General features: G+C 31.1%; 19 protein-coding genes. 6 read left to right on the top strand and 13 right to left on the bottom strand.

Annotated elements, in window-relative coordinates:
* Window positions 1–166: 166 nt before the first annotated feature.
* The 7 genes from OWM07_RS10280 to OWM07_RS10310 form a co-directional block, all read right to left on the bottom strand.
* Window positions 167–2,467 (bottom strand): PAS domain S-box protein, encoded by a 2,301-nt coding sequence (locus OWM07_RS10280; protein WP_423303639.1) that lies wholly within the window; start codon window positions 2,465–2,467, stop codon window positions 167–169.
* An 89-nt stretch (window positions 2,468–2,556) separates the two neighbouring features.
* A complete protein-coding gene (locus OWM07_RS10285) occupies window positions 2,557–3,417 on the bottom strand; it encodes a PHP domain-containing protein (RefSeq protein WP_423303640.1) in 861 nt (286 codons plus the stop codon).
* Complete coding sequence (locus OWM07_RS10290; protein WP_423303641.1) at window positions 3,407–3,976, bottom strand: indolepyruvate oxidoreductase subunit beta; 570 nt, start codon at window positions 3,974–3,976, stop codon at window positions 3,407–3,409. Before OWM07_RS10290 ends, OWM07_RS10285 begins: the two co-directional genes overlap by 11 nt.
* Window positions 3,973–5,709 (bottom strand): indolepyruvate ferredoxin oxidoreductase subunit alpha, encoded by a 1,737-nt coding sequence (gene iorA, locus OWM07_RS10295; RefSeq protein WP_423303642.1) that lies wholly within the window; start codon window positions 5,707–5,709, stop codon window positions 3,973–3,975. The genes OWM07_RS10290 and iorA overlap by 4 nt, the downstream gene beginning before the upstream one ends.
* Window positions 5,706–6,290, bottom strand: a complete 585-nt coding sequence (locus OWM07_RS10300; RefSeq protein ID WP_423303643.1) for a hypothetical protein — start codon at window positions 6,288–6,290, stop codon at window positions 5,706–5,708. Before OWM07_RS10300 ends, iorA begins: the two co-directional genes overlap by 4 nt.
* Entirely contained in the window at window positions 6,291–6,953 is a 663-nt protein-coding gene (locus tag OWM07_RS10305) for a histidinol phosphate phosphatase domain-containing protein (protein WP_423303644.1), read from the bottom strand.
* 124 nt (window positions 6,954–7,077) lie between these two features.
* Window positions 7,078–7,521 (bottom strand): CBS domain-containing protein, encoded by a 444-nt coding sequence (locus OWM07_RS10310; protein ID WP_423303645.1) that lies wholly within the window; start codon window positions 7,519–7,521, stop codon window positions 7,078–7,080.
* A gap of 373 nt (window positions 7,522–7,894) precedes the next feature.
* Here OWM07_RS10310 and OWM07_RS10315 point away from each other — a divergent pair, with 373 nt between their 5' ends.
* From OWM07_RS10315 to OWM07_RS10325, 3 genes are all read left to right on the top strand, one after another.
* Complete coding sequence (locus OWM07_RS10315; RefSeq protein ID WP_423303647.1) at window positions 7,895–8,887, top strand: Fe(3+) ABC transporter substrate-binding protein; 993 nt, start codon at window positions 7,895–7,897, stop codon at window positions 8,885–8,887.
* A 98-nt stretch (window positions 8,888–8,985) separates the two neighbouring features.
* Entirely contained in the window at window positions 8,986–10,569 is a 1,584-nt protein-coding gene (locus OWM07_RS10320; RefSeq protein WP_423303648.1) for an ABC transporter permease, read from the top strand.
* On the top strand, window positions 10,569–11,585 hold the full coding sequence (locus OWM07_RS10325) for an ABC transporter ATP-binding protein (protein ID WP_423303649.1): 1,017 nt from the start codon (window positions 10,569–10,571) through the stop codon (window positions 11,583–11,585). The genes OWM07_RS10320 and OWM07_RS10325 overlap by 1 nt, the downstream gene beginning before the upstream one ends.
* A gap of 416 nt (window positions 11,586–12,001) precedes the next feature.
* Here the strand turns inward: OWM07_RS10325 and OWM07_RS10330 are convergent, their stop codons facing one another.
* From OWM07_RS10330 to OWM07_RS10340, 3 genes are all read right to left on the bottom strand, one after another.
* The gene (locus tag OWM07_RS10330) at window positions 12,002–12,613 is read right to left on the bottom strand and encodes a TorD/DmsD family molecular chaperone (protein WP_423303650.1); all 612 of its coding nucleotides are present in this window, start codon (window positions 12,611–12,613) and stop codon (window positions 12,002–12,004) included.
* Window positions 12,614–12,711: 98 nt separating this feature from the next.
* Window positions 12,712–13,470: a 4Fe-4S dicluster domain-containing protein gene (locus OWM07_RS10335; protein WP_423303651.1), complete on the bottom strand. Its 759-nt coding sequence runs from the start codon at window positions 13,468–13,470 to the stop codon at window positions 12,712–12,714.
* An 11-nt stretch (window positions 13,471–13,481) separates the two neighbouring features.
* Window positions 13,482–16,022 carry a molybdopterin-dependent oxidoreductase gene (locus tag OWM07_RS10340; protein WP_423303653.1) on the bottom strand — a complete coding sequence of 847 codons (2,541 nt, stop codon included), beginning with the start codon at window positions 16,020–16,022 and terminating at the stop codon, window positions 13,482–13,484.
* A gap of 215 nt (window positions 16,023–16,237) precedes the next feature.
* Between OWM07_RS10340 and OWM07_RS10345 the strand changes: the two genes are divergently transcribed.
* From OWM07_RS10345 to arsB, 3 genes are read left to right on the top strand one after another with little or no spacing between them, the layout of a single operon-like run.
* A complete protein-coding gene (locus OWM07_RS10345) occupies window positions 16,238–16,936 on the top strand; it encodes an ArsR/SmtB family transcription factor (protein WP_423303654.1) in 699 nt (232 codons plus the stop codon).
* Window positions 16,933–17,355 (top strand): arsenate reductase (thioredoxin), encoded by a 423-nt coding sequence (arsC, locus tag OWM07_RS10350; RefSeq protein ID WP_423303655.1) that lies wholly within the window; start codon window positions 16,933–16,935, stop codon window positions 17,353–17,355. Before OWM07_RS10345 ends, arsC begins: the two co-directional genes overlap by 4 nt.
* A 14-nt stretch (window positions 17,356–17,369) precedes the next feature.
* Entirely contained in the window at window positions 17,370–18,404 is a 1,035-nt protein-coding gene (gene arsB / locus OWM07_RS10355) for an ACR3 family arsenite efflux transporter (RefSeq protein WP_423303656.1), read from the top strand.
* 23 nt (window positions 18,405–18,427) lie between these two features.
* Here arsB and OWM07_RS10360 read toward each other — a convergent pair whose 3' ends face one another.
* From OWM07_RS10360 to OWM07_RS10370, 3 genes are read right to left on the bottom strand one after another with little or no spacing between them, the layout of a single operon-like run.
* Window positions 18,428–19,798 (bottom strand): sigma-54-dependent transcriptional regulator, encoded by a 1,371-nt coding sequence (locus tag OWM07_RS10360; protein ID WP_423303657.1) that lies wholly within the window; start codon window positions 19,796–19,798, stop codon window positions 18,428–18,430.
* Entirely contained in the window at window positions 19,788–21,170 is a 1,383-nt protein-coding gene (locus tag OWM07_RS10365) for an ATP-binding protein (RefSeq protein WP_423303658.1), read from the bottom strand. The genes OWM07_RS10360 and OWM07_RS10365 overlap by 11 nt, the downstream gene beginning before the upstream one ends.
* On the bottom strand, window positions 21,160–22,008 hold the full coding sequence (locus OWM07_RS10370; protein ID WP_423303659.1) for a substrate-binding domain-containing protein: 849 nt from the start codon (window positions 22,006–22,008) through the stop codon (window positions 21,160–21,162). Before OWM07_RS10370 ends, OWM07_RS10365 begins: the two co-directional genes overlap by 11 nt.
* Window position 22,009: the final 1 nt, after the last annotated feature.

Here is a 22,009-nt window from a genome sequence, read left to right on the forward strand (position 1 = left end):
ATCCTTCCCTGGTTTTCTATATCACTCTTTTCTAACTTTGTTAACATAATTTGAAACATACAATGACCCAAAAATGCTGTCATTGCGAGCGTAGCGAAGCAATCTGGATAAATAATATATCATCTAATTCTGGAAAGTCATTGATATACTTATTTAATTTATAATTTTAGCTTTCTAATAGTCGTCTGATTTTTTTGGCTAAATCTTCTAAATGATAAGGTTTTTGAATAAATTCTATATTTTCTCCGATTATCCCTTCAGCAGATATTATACTCTCTGGATAGCCCGAGCAAAATTTTACTTTTGGCTCATGAATAACCTCTTTTACCTTATCAAAAAACTCTCTCCCACTCATTTTTGGCATAATCACATCTGTAATAATCAAATCAAAATCTATTTTTTTCTCTAGTATATTTTCTAACGCCTTTTCTGGATTATTAAAAGCTATCACTCTGTATCCCAAACTTTCTAATTGCATTCTGATGGCATCCAAAAGGTAATCTTCATCTTCAACAACTAAGATAGTTTCATTATTTTTTGCATAGATTAACCCTTTATTGGCCATATCAACCGACTTTTTAACAATAGTTTCCTCTATCATTGGAAAATATATCTTAAATGTAGTACCAACCCCTTTTTCACTATAAACATTAATAAAACCATTATTTTGTTTTACTATTCCATAGACAGTTGCAAGTCCAAGACCTGTTCCTTTTCCAAGCTCCTTTGTTGTAAAGAATGGTTCAAAAATTTTGCTCAAATGCTCTTTTTCTATACCTTCACCAGTATCTGAAATTGATATTAAAACATATTTTCCTGGAATTAAATCAGTATTAGATTTTTCATCCTCTTTTACAACACATCTTTGTGTTTGAATTAAAATTTTACCTTTATCTTTTATAGCATCCTTTGCATTTACACACAAATTGGTTATAATCTGCTCTAATTGAGCTTCATCTATTTTAATAAAACAATCATCATCTATTGCCTCAAATTTCAATTCAATTGATTCTGGTATTACTCTCTTTAACATTTTCAGCATATTAAAAATAATTTCATTTACATTTATAATTTTTGGCTGAGCTGGCATCTTTCTTGCAAAAGCAAGAAGCTGTTTTACAAGATCTGCAGCCCTTTCAGAAGCCCTAAAAATTTCATTTATAAACCCATAAACTTGACTTTTTTCATCAAGATGCATCTGTGCAAGCTGAATGTAACTATATATAATGCTTAACATATTATTAAAATCGTGGGCAATACCACCAGCTAGACGCCCTATTGACTCTAATTTTTGTGCTTGAAATAGCTGTTGTTGTAATCTCTCTTTTTCCTCAAGTGCTTTTTTATAATCAGTTATGTCCCTTGTAATACTTAAAATATATTTTTCGTTATCGATCTCTATAACACAAGCTGACATTAAACCATATTTAATGGAACCATCTTTAATTCTAAACTTAGACTCATAATTTCTGACAATACCATGTTCTTTAAGTTGCTTTGCTAAATATTCTCTATCCTTATAATCATACCAGATATTTATTTCCTTGCTTGTTTTACCTATTACATCCTCTTCGGTAAACCCTGTAATATCTGTAAAACCTTTATTTATAGAAATGTATAAACCATCTTCTAATCTGTTAATATTAACAGCATCAGGACTAGTATAAAACGCTACTCTAAACTTCTCTTCACTCTTCTTAAGTTCCTCTTCTGCTTTTACTTTGTCAGTTACATCAATACCTATTGCAATACTACCATAAAATGTATCTTCAACATCATACAATTTATTTGAATACCATGAGATATATTTTTCTTCACCAGATTTAGTCTTTATTTTTGTAATAAAATCCTCGACATATAGTTTCCCATCAAGAATCTCTATGGCTTTTTGAAAAATTTCATTTCTATAATTTTCATCTGGATAAAGCCACTCCCAAATTTTAGGATTACCTATTACCTCCTCTGAGCTATAACCAGAAATCTTTTCAGCAGCCTTATTCCACAGCACCACATTCCCTTCATGATCAAGAATATCTATCCACACAAGAGCATTTTCCAATATTTCATTATGAATTGCTAATTGCTGGCTCAGATGCAACTCTTTAGCTTTATTAGCCGTCACATCCAATATAGTATATACTGCACCATCAAAACCTTCATTATCATCAAAAACAGGATCAACGATTATTCTAAAGTATCTTTTATTAAACTCTATTTCAAAATTAAATCTTTTTTTATTTATTTCACAAAAAGTTAATGGGCACTCTTCCGTATGACATAAACTAATATTCATAACTTCAAAGCATTTTTTACCAATAATATTTTTTAGTTCACTATTTAAAACTTCTTCACATTTGATATTAGCATCTATTATTTTATGATTTTTATCGACAATTAATACAGCATCGTTGATTGCATCAAAATATTTTCTATATGTTCCAAAAATAGATTTTTCCATTGGGCACATTTTTTACCTACTGGTTTATTTATAATACGACAATTAATCAAAATATTCAACCTATGTTTTATCTTCAATCGTTTGAAAGTTTAATCTTTTTAGAATATCTTTAATAAGTTTTTTATTTTTTGTTGTTTGCTGGTTTCCAATTCAAAATTGATAAAATCAACATTAGGCTTTATATTAGGACCGTGAAAATCACTACCAATTGTTGCAACAAGATTATTTTCTTCTGCAAACAAAAGAAGCTCTCTTTGAAGCTTATCATTGTGATAAGAGCTATAAACCTCCACCCCTTTTATACCATCAATAATTAAATCTTTTATCATACTTTTTGGATAAAGCCCCGGATGAGCAATAACTAAAACTTCATCTTTTAGCAGATTTACCGTTTCAATATAATCAAGCAAATCTGCATCCACATAGGCATAACCACCTTTTCTAAAAAAATCAAAATAAAAATTCGTATATGGTGAATCTGACTTATCCCCTTTTAAATAGTCAAACAGCATATCTCTGTTTGCTGGATATTTTTTTAAAACATTGAGAAATGTTACGCCACTAACCCCTTTTCCGTCAGATTCTTTTAAAACTTCCTCAACATCAACTTTAAAGCCCAACTCTTTTAGCTTATAAACCCTTTTTACTGCCTGCTCAATCTTTAATTCTTTAAACTTATCTATTAAATAAGTTATTCTTTCATCATCAATCGAAAAATTATAAACTAAAAGATGTATCTCTTCCCCTTTAAATTTACAGGAAAATTCCACACCAGGGATAAAAAAAACTTTATCAGCAATATCAACTTTTGAATAAAGATCTAATACACCATCAATACTGTTGTGATCGGTAATAGAAAAGAGGGAAACCCCTCTTTTTCTAATCTCGTTATAAATTTCTAAAGGGGAAAACTCACCATCAGAGCTAAAATTCGTATGGATATGCAAATCAATCAGCATACCCTAATTCAAAAGCCTTGATATTTACATCTACAACTTTAGAAGGAACTCTATCTTTTATCACCTCTAACCAGCTATCTTTTTTAAAATCAAGCATTTTAGCAAGTGCCCCAAGCATAACAGTGCTCACTGCTTTCACGTTTCCTGCTTTTTCAGCAAGTTTTAAGCCATCTTTTTCCACTAAAGTGGCAAATTTTGTTTTGTAATTTTCAACGGTATCTTCAGGATAATCAGCCTCTGCCATAGTCACAGAAGGTGGATATATTTTATTTGTATTTAATAATAATTTTGTATCTTCATTTTTATATCCTAAATACCTTAAAAACTCCATATATTCAAAAGATACTATAATATCAGCCTGACCAAAAGGGATAACAGGGGAATAAACCTTATTAGCAATTCTCACATGAGATACTACACTACCCCCTCTTTGAGCCATCCCATGTATCTCACTCTTTTTTACATCATACCCTTCAAGAAGTGCAACATCACATACAATATCACTTGCAAGGACAATACCCTGTCCACCAACACCAACCATCAAAATATCAACTTTCATTTCTCACCTCTTTGATGAATAGCATCAAATCTACATACCTTTGGGCATAACCCACATCCAGTACATAGTATCTCATCAATAAAAGCCTGCTTTTTATTATCATCCCACAAAATAGCAGGACACCCTATTCTTGTGCAGGCCTTACAACCTGTACATTTTTCTATATCAACAAAATATGGGCTTGAAATAACTGTCTTATCTGCAAAAATACATGGCCTGTTTGTAATAATTACACTTGGCTCTTCCCTTTCCACTTCTCTTTTTAATACTTCTAAGCACTGATTTATATCAAAAGGATCCACTGTATAAACATGCTTTACACCTATTGCTCTTGCTAATATTTCAAAATCTATTTTTGGCGCAGGTTCACCTTTGATAGTAATACCAGTAGCAGGGTTAGGTTGATGACCAGTCATACCTGTAGTCCTGTTGTCCAGAATAATTACTGTAGAAAAACCTTTATTGTAAACAATATTCATCAAACCGTTTACGCCTGTATGTAAAAATGTAGAATCCCCAATTACTGCAACAGCTTTTTTCGCCAGCTTCCCATCGGATGCTTTATCAATACCATGGGTCATCGATACGCTAGCACCCATACAAACAGTACTGTTCATTGCACTAAGAGGTGGCAGCAAACCGAGAGTATAACAGCCGATATCACCAACAGAAAAAAGTTTTAACCTGCTAATTGCATAAAACATCCCTCTGTGCGAACATCCAGGACACATATTTGGTGGCCTATTTGGCAATTCAAGTGTTTCAACATTTGTATCTTCTTTTATGCCAAATAGCTCTTTAACCTTATCAACAGAGAGCTCTCCACATACATCTCTATTTAAAGTTTCTATTTTAATCCCTTGTGCTTTAATCTCTGTTTCAAAAAATTTATCTAACTCTTCCACAACATACAGCTTTTCTACCTTTGATGCAAATTCTCTAATCATATCAAAGTTTATAGGATAAACCATACCAAGTTTCAAAATAGAAGCATCAGGCATCGCTTCCTTTACATACTGATAAACTACACCTGAGCAAATAATACCTATTTTAGGTGAATTTAACTCTACTCTGTTTAAATCAGAACTTTTGGAAAACTCCGCAAGTTTTACTAGTCTTTCTTCTACAAACTTGTGTCTGTTTCTTGCATTAGCAGGCACCATTACCCATTTTGGGATATTGTTTTCTAGCCCAAAATCAACTTCTTCCCCTCTTTCTCCAAGCTCTACAACTGTTTTACTGTGAGATAACCTAGTACAGCTTCTAACCAAAACAGGTGTGCAAAATTTTTCAGAAATCTCATAGGCTTTTATCAGAAAATCTTTTGCTTCTTGAGAATCTGAAGGCTCAAGCATAGGAACCTTTGCAAATCTTGCATAATTTCTACTATCCTGCTCATTTTGTGAGCTATACATATTTGGGTCATCAGCCACAACTACAGCAAGACCACCATTTACACCGGTATAACTTGCTGTCATCAAAGGATCAGCAGCAACATTCAAACCTACATGCTTCATACATGTCATAGCTCTTTTACCAGCTAGGCTTGCACCAAGAGCTACTTCAAAAGCCACCTTTTCATTAGGTGCCCATTCGGAATATATTTCATCATAAAACTTAACATTCTCTGTTATCTCTGTACTTGGTGTACCAGGGTAAGAGCTAACTACTTTTACTCCAGCTTCAAATGCTCCCCTTGCAAATGCTTCATTACCACTTAAAACCTTTTTCATAAATCCAACTCCCAGCTTTCTATTAACTCTAATAATCTACTGTCAGGAAATTTTGTTTTAAATTCAGTAATATACTTCTCAGCTTCATTTTTATCTTTAGCCGATAATATTGCTCTATAATACCAAAGTGGTGTTAAATAAGAATTAGTAAAATACTTTTTATTATCTATCTGTTTAATTCCTAAATCACTCATAAGACTTTCGCCAAGCTCCAAATTTTTATCTGTAAGATCACCACTTACCTCTTTAACTTTGTTATAATCACCAAGCTCTGCATAAAGCTGCATAACCTTTAAAACAACATAATTTTTCACATCAGATACCTTTCTCCCTTTTTCAAGAAACGAATCTATATCACTTTTATTCAAATTTCCTGATAAGAATTTTAATTCTATATGACCAAGGTCATTTATTTTATTTGCATAACTCCTTGCCATATAAGATTTTAAGCCATAACCACCTAAGACTAAGAGAATAACTACAGCCACACCAATCAAAATCTGCTTAAAATTTTTCTCTACAAAATTTTCCACTTTATCAATTGGCACTTCTTCCATAACAACTTGCTTTTTTTTGCTCATTTAACCCTCCAATTTATTCATAAACAAATATTTGTTATTCTCAAAAACAGCTTTTATATGCTCTTCATCAAGTCCAGCACCTTTTAAACAATTTTCAAGCATTTTTAGTGAAAAATAATCACCTGGTGCATGAAAATCATTGTTGATTACCAAATTTGCTCCATATTTTAGAGCTAATCGTGCAACATGTGCATTTGTCAATGAGTGCCCTTTCCTCGTAGTAATTTCTAAATAAACATTGTTATCTTTTGCTTTTTTTACAAGCTCATCTGAAATTAGACCTGGATGTGCCAGCACATCAACACATGCATCAATAGCAGCAGCATTTGTACCCTCTTCTACCGGCTCCACAATAGTTTCTCCATGGACTAAAACGATATCTGCACCCTCTTTTCTTGATAAATATGTCAATTTTTCTATTTGAGATGGTAAAACATGTGTTAATTCTACACCGATGATAACTTTAAAATCTTTACTGAAGCTGTTAAACTCTTCTTTAAACTTCAATAAATTTGATATTATAAGCTGAAAATTTGAAGAATCAGCATGGTCAGTAATAGCAATACCTGAGTACCCAACCGTTTTAGCCCTTCTAGCAGATTCGGCAGGTATCAAAACTCCATCACTAAAAGTAGTATGCGTGTGAAGATCTGCATAAAACATGAAGAAAATTTATAACTTTTTTTACAAATAAATCAACTGTTTATTGTTAATTTTTTATTATCAAAGAATTATCACCTCCTCCCTTTTAACAAATTATTTAAAATTAAAAATCAAAGTATTTAGCTTATGAAGCGAAATCTCCTGTGATAAATCTTTCTAAATCTCTGATATAAGATTCTCTATCTTCTATAATCTGTTTTACAACATCTCCAATAGAAATCAAACCTATAACTTTCCCATCTTGCATTACAGGAAGATGTCTAATCCTTTTTTCTGTCATAAGGGCAAGGCAAGCTTCAGTTGTAGCTTCTGGTTTTATAGAAATAACCTTTTCTGTCATTACCTCTTTTACAGGGGTATCTTTAGAGTATTTACCCTTTAAAATAAGTTTCCTAGCATAATCCCTTTCTGTAAAAATACCAACCATTTTATCTCCATCCATAACTAATACCGAACCTATATTGTTCTCAGCCATAACTTTCAAAGCGTCATAAACAGTGGAGTCTGCTGAAACTGTAAATATTTGGTTGCCTTTTTTTGCTAAAATATCTTTTACTGTTGTTTGCATAAACACCTCCCAAATAACTTATATATTAATTATAACGCTTTTTTTTAATTTTTCTATAAATCATTTAAATTTTTCCTAATAGATTTTAAAATCGAAAGTTGTTCATTAAAAAATTCATATTGTTTTTAATAAGTTTTGAAACGCTATAAATTCTAGGAAAGTTTAATTTTATTAAAATATTAGAAAATAGAGCATAAAAAATTACATAAAATCAGTTAAACTATGAAATCATTTTAATTATTTTTTCAGAAAGTATTAGGCACAACTATTGTTATACGCCTCAAATTTTGTTAGATTTGTCCAACTTTATTCTTGACAAATTTTACTTACTTGAGTATTACTGATGCCACAAAAAAGTTAAGGAGGTCTAACAATGAGAAAATTCATTTTTGCTTTATGTATGCTATTAGCGTTGGGAGCTAATATTTTTGCTTCTGAAGTAATGGTTTACTCTTCACGTGCTGAGCACTTAATAAAGCCACTTTTTGAAGAGTTTACCAAAGAAACCGGGATTAAAGTGCGCTATGTTACTGACAAGGCAGGAGCACTTATTGAAAAACTAAAGGTAGAAGGGAGTCGTACACCGGCTGACTTACTTATGACTGTTGATGCAGGAAATTTGTGGTTGGCAGCTAAAGAAAACCTTTTACAACCAGTAAAATCAAAAATATTAGAATCAGCGATCCCTGGGCATTTAAGAGATCCAAACAACTTATGGTTTGGGTTAACAATTAGAGCTAGAACAATCATATATAATTCTGATAAAGTTAAACCTTCAGAATTATCTACTTATGCTGATTTAGCTAATCCAAAATGGAAAGGGCGCCTTTGTCTAAGAACTTCTAAAAAGGTTTACAATCAGTCAATGGTAGCAATGTTTATAGCTGAACAAGGAATCAATAAAACTGAAGAGATATTGAGAGGTTGGGTAGCTAATTTAGCTACTGCACCATTATCCAGTGATACTAAAGTAATCGAGGCAATTGAAATGGGCAAGTGTGATGTTGGTATAATCAATAGTTATTATCTTGGTAGATACTTAAAAAAGAATCCAAATTCTAAAGTTAAAATTTTCTGGGCTGACCAAAATGGGAATGGAGTTCATGTTAATATCTCAGGTGCTGGAGTAACAAAATATGCTAAAAATAAAGAAAATGCTGTAAAACTTCTTGAATGGTTAGTAAGTGATAAAGCTCAGCAAATGTATGCTGATATGAATTTTGAATATCCTGTGAAGAAAGGTATACCTCTTAATTCATTGCTCAAGTCATGGGGTTCATTTAAACAAAATAAAACTAACCTCAGTTTTGCGGGTGAGTTACAAGGAGTAGCAATTCGTCTTATGGATAAAGTAGGTTATAAGTAAATGAAAAATAAATATTACAGCCTAGGTGTTGTTGTGTGATTTTAGCAGTAAAACGGATTATATATAGGTGTCGACAGATTGCAGGGCGCAATCTGTCGGTGCCTTTTTTACTTGTTATAATATGTATTTTGCCTATTTGGTTTATTTTATCCCAATATATTAGTACTCCAACTTCAGAGTTAGTTCAAATATTTAAAGATTATCAGGTTTTAAAGTTAATAAAGAATACATTAGTCCTTCTTATCATGGTTTCTGTTTTTAGTTTTGTTTTAGGGGTTTCAGTTGCATGGATTATTGCTATGTACGAGTTCCCATTACGAAAGTTTGTATCTGTAGCTTTTTTGTTCCCACTCGCAGTACCTGCTTATGTTTTTGCATTTGTTTACACTGGACTATTTGATAATTCTGGTTTAATCCAGGCTTTGTACAAGATCATTTTCAATAAGTATGTATGGTTTGATGGTTTTAGAACGCCTATTGGAGTTGCTTTTATTTTATCTTTATCGTTATATCCTTATGTTTATATAATAGTAAGAAATGCATTTGAAACCCAAGGAAGTCGCATATTTGAAGTATCTAAAATTCATGGTGTCAACAAAAGATTTTTAATATTTAAGTTAATATTGCCTATGGCTTCACCCTGGATAGCAGGTAGTATGCTACTTGTAGCAATGGAAACCATGGCTGATTTTGGAGCTGTTTCTATTATAGGCTATGATACATTCACAACTGCAATATATAAGGCATGGTATGGTTTTTATAAGTTAGAGCATGCAGTTCTACTATCAGGAGTTTTAGTAATACATGCACTTGTACTTTTAGTAGCCGAAAAATTATACAACAAAAGAAAGGAGTTTTACAGTGTTGAAAGAGTGGATAAACCTTTTGAAAGAAAAAAGCTTAAGGGCTTCGAACTTTATGGTATATTATTTTACTTATTTTTAATACTATTTTTTTCATTATTACTTCCATTTATTCAACTTTTGTTATGGTGTTTTAGTGCATTTAGTGTTGAGTTTAGCACTGATTATATAAATTATATAAAAAATACTCTTTTATTAAGTTTTGCTGGTGTATTCATGGTATTGTTTTTCGGATATTTTTTAGCTTACTACTATCGTAATCACAAAAACATGATATCTTTGGTTGTTGTAATGATCGCAACAGCTGGTTATGCAATTCCTGGGTCTGTTTTAGCAGTTGGTTTCTATACTCCGATTACTAAATTTTTTTATAACATTCTTGATATGCTTAACTTAACGGAGGTTCCACAACTACTAACAACATTGGCCGGTTTGTTTATATTAATTTTAGGTTACACTGTACGGTATGTATCTTTAGGATATAATACACTTTATGGTAATTTATCTAGAATAAAATCGGGTATTTTTGAGCAAGCAAGATTATTGGATGTGCCTTCATCTAATGTTTTTAAAAAAATTATTTATCCATCTCTCAAAGGGAGTTTCTTTAGTGCAGCTATAATGTCTTTTTTAGATATTGCCAAAGAGATGCCAATTACTTTGATGACTCGACCAGCAGGTTGGGATACACTTGCAGTTCGTATTTTTGGTCTTACAGCTGAAGGTGAATGGGAGCGTGCATCAATACCTTCTTTAATTCTAGTAATATTAGGTATTTTACCAATTCTAGTTATGGTAATCAAGCCTAGGAGGAATTAATGATTTTGGAAGTTATAAATGTTAAAAAAAGCTTCGGGAGTAAATTAGTCTTAGACAAACTAACATTTGGCCTTAATAAAGGGGAAGTTGGTTGTTTAATAGGCCCTTCAGGGTGCGGTAAAACTACAGCACTTCGCTGTATTGCAGGATTAGAAAATATAGATTTTGGTGAAATTAAAATATCTGGAAAAACAGTTAGTTCAAATACATTAAACATCCAACCAAAGGATAGAAAAGTCGGTTTTGTTTTTCAAGATTATGCAATAGTTCCTCATATGACTGTTAAAGAAAATATATTATTTGGGGCTAAAAAAAATGATCCAGGTAAAATTGAGTCAATTTGTCGAATGTTAGAGATACATGATATCATTGATCGCTATCCATACGAAATTTCTGGTGGTCAGCAGCAAAGACTAGCTATAGCAAGAGCACTTTATCACGATCCTGAATTAGTGCTCATGGATGAGCCATTTTCCAATCTTGATGTCAATCTTAGAGCAAAGGTATCAAGTGAAGTTAGAGAAATAATTAAAAAGTATGGGGCTACTGCTTTGATAGTAACCCATAGCAGAGAAGAAGCTTTTCTTTTAGCCGACAAAGTGGGAGTTATGAATAATGGAAAAATCCTCCAGTGGGCTACCCCTTACGAAATTTATCATATGCCAGCAAATAAATTTGTTGCAACTTTTACTGGTGAAGCTACATTTTTACGATGCACACAATTAAATGACAATACCTATCAGACACCTTTTGGCGTAATTAAATCAGATTTTAATATAAAAAATCCTGTTTTACTGATAAGACCAGAAGATGTACTTTATCAACCAGATGCTCCTGTAAAAGCTACAATTATAGGTAAAGAATTTAAAGGACCAGTAATAAGTTATAAATTAAAAATAACCACAGGAGATGATTTGATCGCAACTTTTCCAAGTCATAAAAATTTTAATATTGGAGATACAATTTCCATTTCGCTAGAGTTAAAACATACAATAATTTTGGATGGTGATTTATAAAAACAATACAATTAGTGCTAGAATGTAAAAAATTATAAAATAGATAATTCTGTCATATATTTTACATTAACTATTTTTAAACTTACCAGGTTTCCTAGCAAATTAATATTATAATATAAAAATTTAACCAATATTCATACTACTATTACTATGACTTAGAAATTAAACTAAAATAAATATATAAAATAATAAAGAGATGTTTAAACAACCCTTTATATTTCGTAATGTATTAAATACCGTAATTATGACCACATTTATAAAGTACTAAACCAACTAAAATGAAGCAATACATTTTATTCCAAATCAAGGCACTTACAATCTGAAAAGTTGAGGTATTACATATTCGTAATACCCTCAACTCTTTGATATATATTAACTTACAATTTTTTTTCAATTTTCAAGAATAAGTCTATTTATTAATATTTTTTTGATAAATCCAAATTACTTAAGCTTTCAGTAAAAAGTTCTAGCATTTTACCTATATTTTTATAAAATTCTGTTTCAGCATTTTTAATAATATCTTTTGATAATTGACTTGCAAATGGTCTATAGTATTTTTCAATAAACTCACTTAATATTTCAAGGGATTCATTATCATTAGAATTTTCACTCAGTTTATGAGCCATATAACTAATAAATTCAAGCTCAACAGCAATATGATCAGCAGTTACATTTTTCACATCTGATAACTCAAGGTTAGCTCTCAAATATAACTTTTCCACTTCTTTTGTCGTTATACCATTTAACAGCTTTTCTTCCTCTAAGTAAACAGAACCGTATGGATATGCTAACAGTTTAAACGGTCCTACAAAAAGTTTAGCATAATCAACACGTAATTCTTCTAAATCTAATTGATAAAATGAATTTTTAATGTTTTTAAAAACATCTAAATACTCTGACCCATAATCCCTTATAACTTCTTCATATTCTTTAAAAAGTTCCTCACTTTCATCAGCAAAAATATCTTTAGGGTCATAGAAAAAAACTGATAGTATATGTGATATTACATTTACTTTAATATAATCCATGACTTTCTCCGAATATTATGTTTTTAATTATTAATAAAAATAGTGGTGCCTTTAACATAAGTGGCACCACTAAAATAATTTTTTTATTTCTATATATTTTATCTAACTTGAAAACTATTTATATAATATACATTAGGTTCAGTACCTGCTTCTTCTTTTAATCTATAAGCTTTGTGCTTTTTCAGTAGCTTAGAGACTTCACTATTTTTATCATGTAAGTCTCCAAAAACTCTTGCACCAGAAGGGCAAGAAACTACACAATATGGCTTTTCACCGTTTTTCACTCTGTGATCACAAAAGATACACTTTTCAACTACTCCAGGTCTTCTTACAGCTTCATAATCAGGATGTTTATATTCTGTTTTATAAGGTGGTATTGCACCTGTTTTATTCGCAATTTCTGCACCAGATGCTGCACCAGACAATACTCTTTCATTACTATGGTATCTTTCAAATACTTTTTCAGTATCATCATTGAAGCTTATAACACTATATTGTGCATCTTTTTCTTCATCAAGATTAAATACACTATATGGGCAAGCATCTTGACATGAACGACATCCAATGCAACGTTCATCATTATGCATTGTAATACCATCCTCAGTCTTAAACATTGCTTTAGGTTCAACTGGGCAAGCAGCTACACAAGCAGCTTTTGAGCAATGATTACAAAGTACTGGATACTGAGTGTACTTAACATTTGGGAAATTCCCTTCTATTTTTATCAGAAAGTCAGCCCAGTTAAAACTTTGTCCATTTTTTCTTTCCTGTGTGTTATTCTCTGTTTTACAGGCTATAGCACAAGCTCCACACCCTACACATTTTTTTAAGTCTATTACCATAGCATACTGAGCCATAGTTTCCTCCCTTAAATTTTTTCAATTTTTACACCGACAAACCCACCATTTCTAGCAGTAGATCCAGATATTCTGTCATAGTCTGCCGGCATTAGCTCATTGTTATTAAAACCTTTTGTAGGTTCGACTCCAAACTTATCCGTAGCAATTCTTCCATACGCCCAATGTCCTTGTCCATACATCTTAGCAACAGTTCCAGGTCTAATTCCTGGGAAGACATTAGCTGTTGTAATAAAGCTACCTAAAACAGATGTTACTTTTACTTTATCTCCATTTTTAATGCCAAGTCTTTTTGCGTCTTCTGGGTTAATTCTGATTGTGTCTTCCCATGGTATATCACCCATATCACATTTTCTAAATTCTTGATACCAAGGAGTATTAGCCGAACGACCTTCTTTATTTAATCGTGATTTGTAATCAACAAAGGTAAATGGATATTCTTTTTCACTACCATATCTATAAGGTCTTTCATAATGTGGCACAAAAGCTAACTTTCCTCTAGCCTCATACTTTGTAACTTCCATCACCTTATCAACTGTAGTTTTATGTTTTTCAGCATGAGCTTTCAAACCTTTTTCTAATGTCTTGCTATAAAACTCAAACTTTTTTGTCACAGTCTTAAATTTGCCCCAATGGCTTTTATACTTGTATGGGCCGGTATTCCACACACCTTTCTCTAATAAATCTTTCCAACCATTAATCTTATCCCCGTATAGTTCTTCCTTACCACTCCACAATGGATATGTGTAATATTTAAGTGCATATACTGCAAACTCTTTTTCGTTAGTAGGAGATTTACCTGTTTCTGGATCTTTAAATTCATTATTGTAGTAATCTAATAAGTTAGTAAATCCTCTTTCAGCTAGTTTTTTAGCTATTAAATATGGAATTTCTGTTTCGTCAATTTTAACATCAAAAATAGGTTCAACAACAGGCTGAAGTATTGAAACTTGTGCATTAGCATTTCCATGAGACTTCAAAAAGCCCCATTTTTCAAATGTTGTAATAGCACAAGGGAGAATAATATCAGCAAACATACTCATTTCAGAAGCATGTGTTGTAAGGTGAACAAAGAATAAATTTGGATCAGAAAAAGCTTTTTCCCATCTTTGCCCTTCTGTACCTGAAAATGCAAAATTATTCATATAACCTATACACATTTTAATTTCATAAGGGTCTTTGTTTAACATTGCTGTTGCAACATTGTTTGTAACAACTGCACTCCCAGGTTTTCCTTTTTTTAATGCAGGAAACTCTAAATAACCTCTTTGATCTATTTTCTTATATTTCTTTTTAGCTATTTCATCTTTATACTTATCAATTTTTGGCATTTTATTAACAACTTGCTTCATTTTTTGTAATACGCCACCTTCAACATCAACAGAACCTAAGAGACCATTTAGAGCATGTATAGCCATTGCAGTATACGTCCCTCTAATATGCATAGAAGCACCAGGGCCTAGCCATACACATACTTTTGGAGCTTTTGCTGCCATCTCTCTTGCAGTTTTATAAATTTGATGAGCTGGAACTCCACACTCCTTTTCAGCCCACTCTGGTGTTTTATCTTTTAATTCAATATTCCACCATTTAACCAATCCATAAGTATATTTTTCTTCAAAAGTATCCTCATCAACGGTTTGCCCAACTACGAACCTATTTTTACCATCCTTAAAGTCACCAACAAACTCTCTACTCCATAATCCTTCGGTTAATATAACATGTGCGAGTGCAACAGCCAAAGCTCCATCTGTACCTGGTTTTACAGGCAACCAATTATGAGCCTTAGCCGCAGCTGGTCCCATCTTAGGATCAACTACTGTCACAATACCTCTATCAAGAACTTCGTGAAAACGTTTTATCATCAAAGGTACTTGTCTATTTGATACAAGAGGATCTAACCCCCAAAGCAAAAGGTACTCTGTATTTTTTGTATCGTAATCTCTATAGTCCCAATATCCCTGAGTGAAAAACGCACCAGCTTTTTCAGCTTCTGCACAAAGCGCACTATGAGAAATATTATTAGGCGAGCCATAAATTTTTGTCATTGCGTCATAAATAATATCTCTCATATATGTATATCGACCTCTATTAAGCATAAACTTATGCGCTTCCCCATTTCTCCTTAATTCCATCATTTTGTCAGCAATTATATCTAAAGCTTCATCCCATGATATAGGGACAAACTTTGGATCTACACCTCTACCTTTTACAGGATTAGTTCTTTTCATAGGGGTTTTTAATCTATCTGGATCATAAAGCTGCTGTAGTCCCATATGTGCTCTTGGGCAACAAGTACCTAAATTACTTTTACTATAAGGATTACCTCTCACCTTGACAGCTCTACCGTCTTGAACATAAACCTGAATTGGATCCCAAGTAGTACACCCTTGACAAGTAGTTGAAACCCATTTACCTGGTTTCTCACCTATTTCTAACATCTCTTTCTTTTCAGCAGGTTTGAGAACATTAGTTTTAGATCCACAGCCAACCATTAACATAGCACCTGTAGCTGCTGTGGCCTTAATAAAATCTCTTCTTCTTATACGCATGCAATTCCTCCTCTCATTTATTTTGTATGCCGCGCATTTTCCTAAAGCAAACTCCATACAAAATACTACATTTTTATAAAGCTTATTAAATTAAGGTATATAAAACATAAAATGCAAACAAACTATACACCGACTGTAAAGTTTCTTTACACTTTAACATATTTAATATTTTCTTTCATATTGACATATCGTGATTAATCGATATATTGCCCACCATGATTGAAAAATTTTTAAAAGCAATTTCCGACAAAACAAGACTCAGAATTTTAAACTTAATCAATTTTGCCAATGAAATATGTGTGTGCGATTTAGAAAACACACTAAAGCTAAAACAATCAACATTGTCTACACATTTATCAAAATTAAATAAAGTAAACATTTTAACTTATAGCAAGAATGGGAAATGGTCTTATTACAGAATAAATAATGAACTTGATAAAAAATATCTAAAATTACTTAAAAATATAATCGAGATTTTCAAAAATACTGAAATTGCAAAATCAGACATTAAAAACTACATATCCAATAAAGATAGTTGCTCTATTAGTTATAAGATTTTAATTGTTGATGATAAAAATGATCTTTACAGTCAAATTTTAGAAAAAGAATTATCTAAAAAAGAAAATATTAATGTCAAAAGTGCGGGATTAAATCCTGCGGATAAAGTTTCTCTCTTATTAAAACAATTATACCCTGACAATTTTAAAAATTTTAGTTTTTTTACCAAAAGTATAAACAACTTTTTAGATTACGAATTTGATATCATAATTCATTTAATAACAAACAAAAAACAAAATCTACCTGATTTAAAAGCGAAAAAGCTAATAGAAATCAACATCCAAGAAAACGAACAAAAGTTAACAATAAAAGAACTAAAAAAATTATTAATAAAAAAATGTGTGAGGTATCTATGAAGAAAAAATTACTATTTCTATGCACCGGTAATTCCTGCAGAAGCCAGATGGCAGAAGGCTATGGTAAAATCTTTTTAGGGGATAAATACGAGGTATATTCTGCAGGAATAGAAAAACATGGCTTAAACCCTTATATGGTCAAAGTTATGGAAGAAGATGGTGTTGATGTAAGTAATCAATACTCAAAGACTTTAAATGAGTTAGGAGACATAGACTTTGATGTGGTTGTAACAGTCTGTGGCGATGCTCACGAAACCTGTCCAATGTATCTAAAAAAAGCTAAAATAATTCATAAAGGGTTCAAAGATCCTGCAAAAGCAAAAGGAACAGAAGAAGAAATTTTGAAAGTATTTAGAGAAGTAAGAGATCAAATAAAAAATTATATAAAAAATGAATTAAAAACTATGCTGGAGGGCTAAATGGCTGAAAAAAAATGAGTTTATTTGACAGATACCTTACACTTTGGGTAGCAATTTGTATGGTTTTAGGTGTTATTTTAGGTAAACTAATGCCAGAAACTATAAACTCATTAAGAAACATTGAGTTTGCAAGAGGTTCTCAAATTAATTTACCTATTGCTATATTAATTTGGCTAATGATTTATCCAATGATGTTAAAGGTGGACTTTTCATCTGTTTTAAATGTAGGGAAAAATCCTAAAGGCCTTGTTATTACAGGATTTGTGAACTGGTTAGTGAAACCTTTCAGTATGGCCTTATTTGGATATCTTTTTTTTAAAATAATTTTTGCACCACTTATTGGCCCTGAGCTTGCTGATCAATATACAGCAGGAGTTATTATTTTAGCTGCTGCTCCATGTACTGCTATGGTCTTTGTATGGAGTTATTTGGTTGATGGTGACCCAGGCTATACCCTTGTTCAAGTAGCGTTTAATGACTTAATAATGCTAATAGCATTTACACCAATTGTAAAATTTTTAGTAAGCGGGGCATCAAATCTTACTGTGCCTTTTATGGTACTATTCTACTCAGTGATTGTTTTCATCGTAATTCCACTATCACTTGGTGTTTTAACTAGAACAATTTTACTAAGAATAAAATCAGAAGAATGGTTTTTAGGATTTATAAAAAAATTACACCCAATAGCCATATCAGCTTTACTTTTAACACTTGTCTTAATTTTTGCATTTCAAGCTGATAATATTACAAACAGATGGTTTCATGTTATTTTAATCTCTATTCCAATTTTGATACAGGTATATTTTAACTCTTCATTAGTTTACCTTTTAATGAAACTTTTTAAAGTAAATCATAATATAGCAGCCCCAGGAGCACTCATTGGAGCAAGTAACTTCTTTGAATTAGCAGTAGCAACAGCAATAACACTTTTTGGCCCAGAATCTGGAGCAGCTTTGGCAACAGTTGTTGGTGTGCTTGTAGAAGTTCCTGTAATGCTCTCGGTTGTAAAGATATGTAATAAAACTAAAGGATGGTTTTGTCATACATGAAAAGAGGGGCTTCCCCTCTTTTTTTATACTTCTAAATTATATTTTTTCAATTTTGCATTTAATGTTACTCTGCTGATACCTAAAATTTCTGCTGTTTTACTGAGATTATAATTGTTCATCTTTAGCGCTCTTTTAATTAGTCTTGCTTCAATCTCTTCCACACTTTTAACAAGCAAATTATCCTTATATTTATTGAAAAAATACTCCGTAACATAAACATTATATGATTTAATCTTATCAATTTTTATATCTTCTGGTTTTATATGGTTATCTTTTGTTATTAATACAGCTTTTCTAATAACATTTTCCAACTCTCTAACATTTCCAGGCCAATCATATTCCTGTAAAATATCAAACACCTCATCTTCTATACAGCAAATATTTTTATTAAGCTCTTTTGAATATTTAATAGTAAAATAAATTGTAAGTTCCTTTATATCATCTTTTCTCTCCCTCAAGGGTGGTAAATTAATATTTACCACATTGAGCCTGTAGTACAGATCTTCTCTAAATTGCCCCTTTTGAATCAGATCTTTTAAATCTTTATTTGTGGCAGCTACTATTCTTACATCAACTTTTTTAAGCTTATTACTACCAAGTCGTTCTATTGCACCATCTTGTAATACCCTGAGAAGTTTAGCCTGTAAATCCAAAGGCATATCGCCAATTTCATCAAGAAATAAAGTTCCTCCATCTGCTATCTCAAATTTACCCATTTTGCTTTTATCTGCACCTGTAAAAGCACCCTTTTCATATCCAAAGAGTTCACTTTCCAATAGCTCTTCAGGTATAGCAGCACAATTGATTGGAATAAAAGGCTTATCTTTTCTATTACCATATTTATGGATTAATTTAACAATCAACTCTTTACCTGTCCCACTTTCACCTGTAACCAAAACTGGATAATTTGTTTCTGCAACACCAGCAACCATTATCATTACATCTCTTACACTTTTAGAACTACCTATAAACAATTCATCGTTAAAACTATCAAAGTCTAATTTTGAAGAATTTTTTGGACATATTTCATGATCTCTAATTTGAGCAAACTTATTAACAATTTGTATGATATATTCTGGCTCAACAGGTTTGACAATATATTCTATTGCTCCTAGCTTTATACTCTCCAAAACTACATTATTTTTTCCATAAGCAGTCATCATAACCACAGGAACTTCTTGATCAATACTTTTAATAGATCTTAAAACATCTAAACCGTTCTCTTCTCCAAGCTTATAATCTAAAAAAATAATATTAAACTTATTCTTTTTTAACAAATCGATAGCATCTGTACCATTTAAGGCAGTATGAACCTCAAAATTTTCACTAAGTAATCTTTTTAATCCATAGCACAAGGAACTATCGTCATCAACTATTAGCACACTAATTGACATAAGCGCTCCTTAGATTAATCATAAATATTGTTTCATTAGCGTTACTATTAATTAATATTAGTTCGCCATCCATAGCGGTTATTATCATATCACAAATTGCCAAACCTAAACCAGTACCTTTAGATTTTGTAGTAAAAAAAGGCATAAATATCTTATCCTTATCTTTTTCTTTTATCCCATAACCATCATCAATCACTTCAATTATCACATTTTGATCATTTTTATATAATTTTACATCTATTTTATTAGCATTGGCATCTATCGAGTTATTTATGAGGTTTAATAAAACCTGTATTAGTTTTTCTTTATCAACAAAAAATTTATCTATCTCACTTGAAAAATTAAATTTAACATTAATGTCTAATCTATCAAAATAGCTAAACAGCTCTTTTTTAATATCCACAACATTAGTTACAGATTTTTCTATCTTGACAGGTTTTGTATATTCCAAAAATTCATTTATTCTGCTTACAAGTCTGTTTGCTTCTTTCTTAATAACATTCAAATCTTCACTACATCCACTGCTCCCTGGACTACACTTTGATAGCTGATAAACCATTAAATTAATAGTCATAATAGGATTTTTTAGCTCATGTGCAAGACCTGCAGCCATCATACCTATTGATGCTAGTTTTTCACTTCTTCTTGCTTTTCTCTCCTCTTCATAAAATTTATTGAGGGTATCGTATAATCTTTCTGACATTTCATTTAAGGTCTTAGATAGTTTTTTAATCTCTATAGATGCATAATCATGGACATAAGTTTTAAAAGGGAGATTATCATAATTTAAATTATTAATTTGTTCCACAAAATCATTCATTGGACGAATCAACAATTTTGTTAAATAAAGACCTAGTAATACTCCAAACAAAATTATTAAAATATTAACAAATCCCAATTTAAATAAATTTATTTTTACATATTCATTTATAGAATCTTTATCAATTATAAAAAGTATATAACCTATGGGATCATTTTTTATTTTCATTGCTTTTAATTTTACAAAATCATTATCAGCAAAATAATCTAATTTATCCATATCTCTTTGAGCTTTTGCATCTGCTAAGTAATTTTTATTTTTATCAAACAAATAGATATTTTTTATATATTTAGTATTACTACTAATTTGTTTAAGAGTAATAAACAAAGTAAAAATGTCATCGTACAGAATTGATTCAATAAGTCTAGACTCGTTTGTTTTATAATGGGAATCAATTACTTGCATAATATTGTCCTTTATAAAACCGTTCAAATACATAAAAAGTATTCCAAGATTTATGATAACAGTGCCAAAACCTAAAACACCAATTAATAAACCAACTCTGTTTTTAATTTTAGCAGGTAAAAAAAAGTTTATAAATTTACTCTTCATATCCAAGTTTAGTTAAATAGTTTTTCATTATTAAAACTTTTTTTAATAAATTATAGTCTGGCTCCACAAACTTATCTATTTTTAATTTTTCTAATATCTTTTTCCCTTTAGAATCTTTATGCATAGTTAAAAGGACATTTTGAATTTTATTTCTAAGATCTTTACTTAAATAAGCCGAAGCTACAAAAGGGGGAGCTAAGAAATCCTCTGACTTGTGAATTATTTTCACATTTTTAATCTTTTCAGGCTCATGATGCTCAATAAAGTCAAAAACCAAACTATCGACAGCCGCACCATCAATCAAACCAATATTAACTAAATATATTGATTTATCATGACTATTTGTAAAAAATATTTTTTTAAAAAACACATCTGGTTTGACCCCAACTTCTTTTAAAATCAAGTATCTTGGATAAATATAGCCACTATTTGATAACCTATCTGTAAAAGCAAAAACTTTCCCTTTTAGATCGGATAATTTCTCAATATTACTTTTTTTATTAACAATAATAAATGATTTATAAGCGCTTTTGCCATTTACTACGGGAACACCTAAAATAACATATCTTTTGTTATCTAAGTAAATAAGAGCTCCTGTACATATAGAAGCAAAATCAACTCTTCCTGTCTCTATTAGTTTATTAACCTCAGAGTAATTTCTTCTAAAAATAGGGTTAACCTTTTTCCCTATTTTACCTTCAATATATTTTCCAAAATCCTTATAAAGATAGAATGTTTCATCAGGAGAAATCATTGATGAAATAGCAAAATTTAACTCAGCTTGAAGACTGCTAGTAAAAAATAAACTACAAAATATAATTAAAATAACAAGCCGCATT

The sequence above is a fragment of the Deferribacter thermophilus genome (assembly GCF_049472675.1).
GTDB classification, from domain to species: domain Bacteria; phylum Chrysiogenota; class Deferribacteres; order Deferribacterales; family Deferribacteraceae; genus Deferribacter; species Deferribacter thermophilus.

Excerpts from the sequence above, each read along its gene's own strand:
- OWM07_RS10285 (WP_423303640.1), bottom strand. The coding sequence starts at position 3,417 with ATGCTGATTGATTTGCATATCCATACGAATTTTAGCTCTGATGGTGAG.
- OWM07_RS10340 (WP_423303653.1), bottom strand. The coding sequence starts at position 16,022 with ATGCGTATAAGAAGAAGAGATTTTATTAAGGCCACAGCAGCTACAGGT.
- arsC (WP_423303655.1), top strand. The coding sequence starts at position 16,933 with ATGAAGAAAAAATTACTATTTCTATGCACCGGTAATTCCTGCAGAAGC.
- OWM07_RS10305 (WP_423303644.1), bottom strand. The coding sequence starts at position 6,953 with ATGTTTTATGCAGATCTTCACACGCATACTACTTTTAGTGATGGAGTT.
- OWM07_RS10335 (WP_423303651.1), bottom strand. The coding sequence starts at position 13,470 with ATGGCTCAGTATGCTATGGTAATAGACTTAAAAAAATGTGTAGGGTGT.
- OWM07_RS10315 (WP_423303647.1), top strand. The coding sequence starts at position 7,895 with ATGAGAAAATTCATTTTTGCTTTATGTATGCTATTAGCGTTGGGAGCT.
- OWM07_RS10330 (WP_423303650.1), bottom strand. The coding sequence starts at position 12,613 with ATGGATTATATTAAAGTAAATGTAATATCACATATACTATCAGTTTTT.
- OWM07_RS10345 (WP_423303654.1), top strand. The coding sequence starts at position 16,238 with ATGATTGAAAAATTTTTAAAAGCAATTTCCGACAAAACAAGACTCAGA.
- OWM07_RS10280 (WP_423303639.1), bottom strand. The coding sequence starts at position 2,467 with ATGTGCCCAATGGAAAAATCTATTTTTGGAACATATAGAAAATATTTT.
- OWM07_RS10360 (WP_423303657.1), bottom strand. The coding sequence starts at position 19,798 with ATGTCAATTAGTGTGCTAATAGTTGATGACGATAGTTCCTTGTGCTAT.
- iorA (WP_423303642.1), bottom strand. The coding sequence starts at position 5,709 with ATGAAAAAGGTTTTAAGTGGTAATGAAGCATTTGCAAGGGGAGCATTT.
- OWM07_RS10300 (WP_423303643.1), bottom strand. The coding sequence starts at position 6,290 with ATGAGCAAAAAAAAGCAAGTTGTTATGGAAGAAGTGCCAATTGATAAA.
- OWM07_RS10365 (WP_423303658.1), bottom strand. The coding sequence starts at position 21,170 with ATGAAGAGTAAATTTATAAACTTTTTTTTACCTGCTAAAATTAAAAAC.
- OWM07_RS10290 (WP_423303641.1), bottom strand. The coding sequence starts at position 3,976 with ATGAAAGTTGATATTTTGATGGTTGGTGTTGGTGGACAGGGTATTGTC.
- arsB (WP_423303656.1), top strand. The coding sequence starts at position 17,370 with ATGAGTTTATTTGACAGATACCTTACACTTTGGGTAGCAATTTGTATG.
- OWM07_RS10370 (WP_423303659.1), bottom strand. The coding sequence starts at position 22,008 with ATGCGGCTTGTTATTTTAATTATATTTTGTAGTTTATTTTTTACTAGC.
- OWM07_RS10325 (WP_423303649.1), top strand. The coding sequence starts at position 10,569 with ATGATTTTGGAAGTTATAAATGTTAAAAAAAGCTTCGGGAGTAAATTA.
- OWM07_RS10310 (WP_423303645.1), bottom strand. The coding sequence starts at position 7,521 with ATGCAAACAACAGTAAAAGATATTTTAGCAAAAAAAGGCAACCAAATA.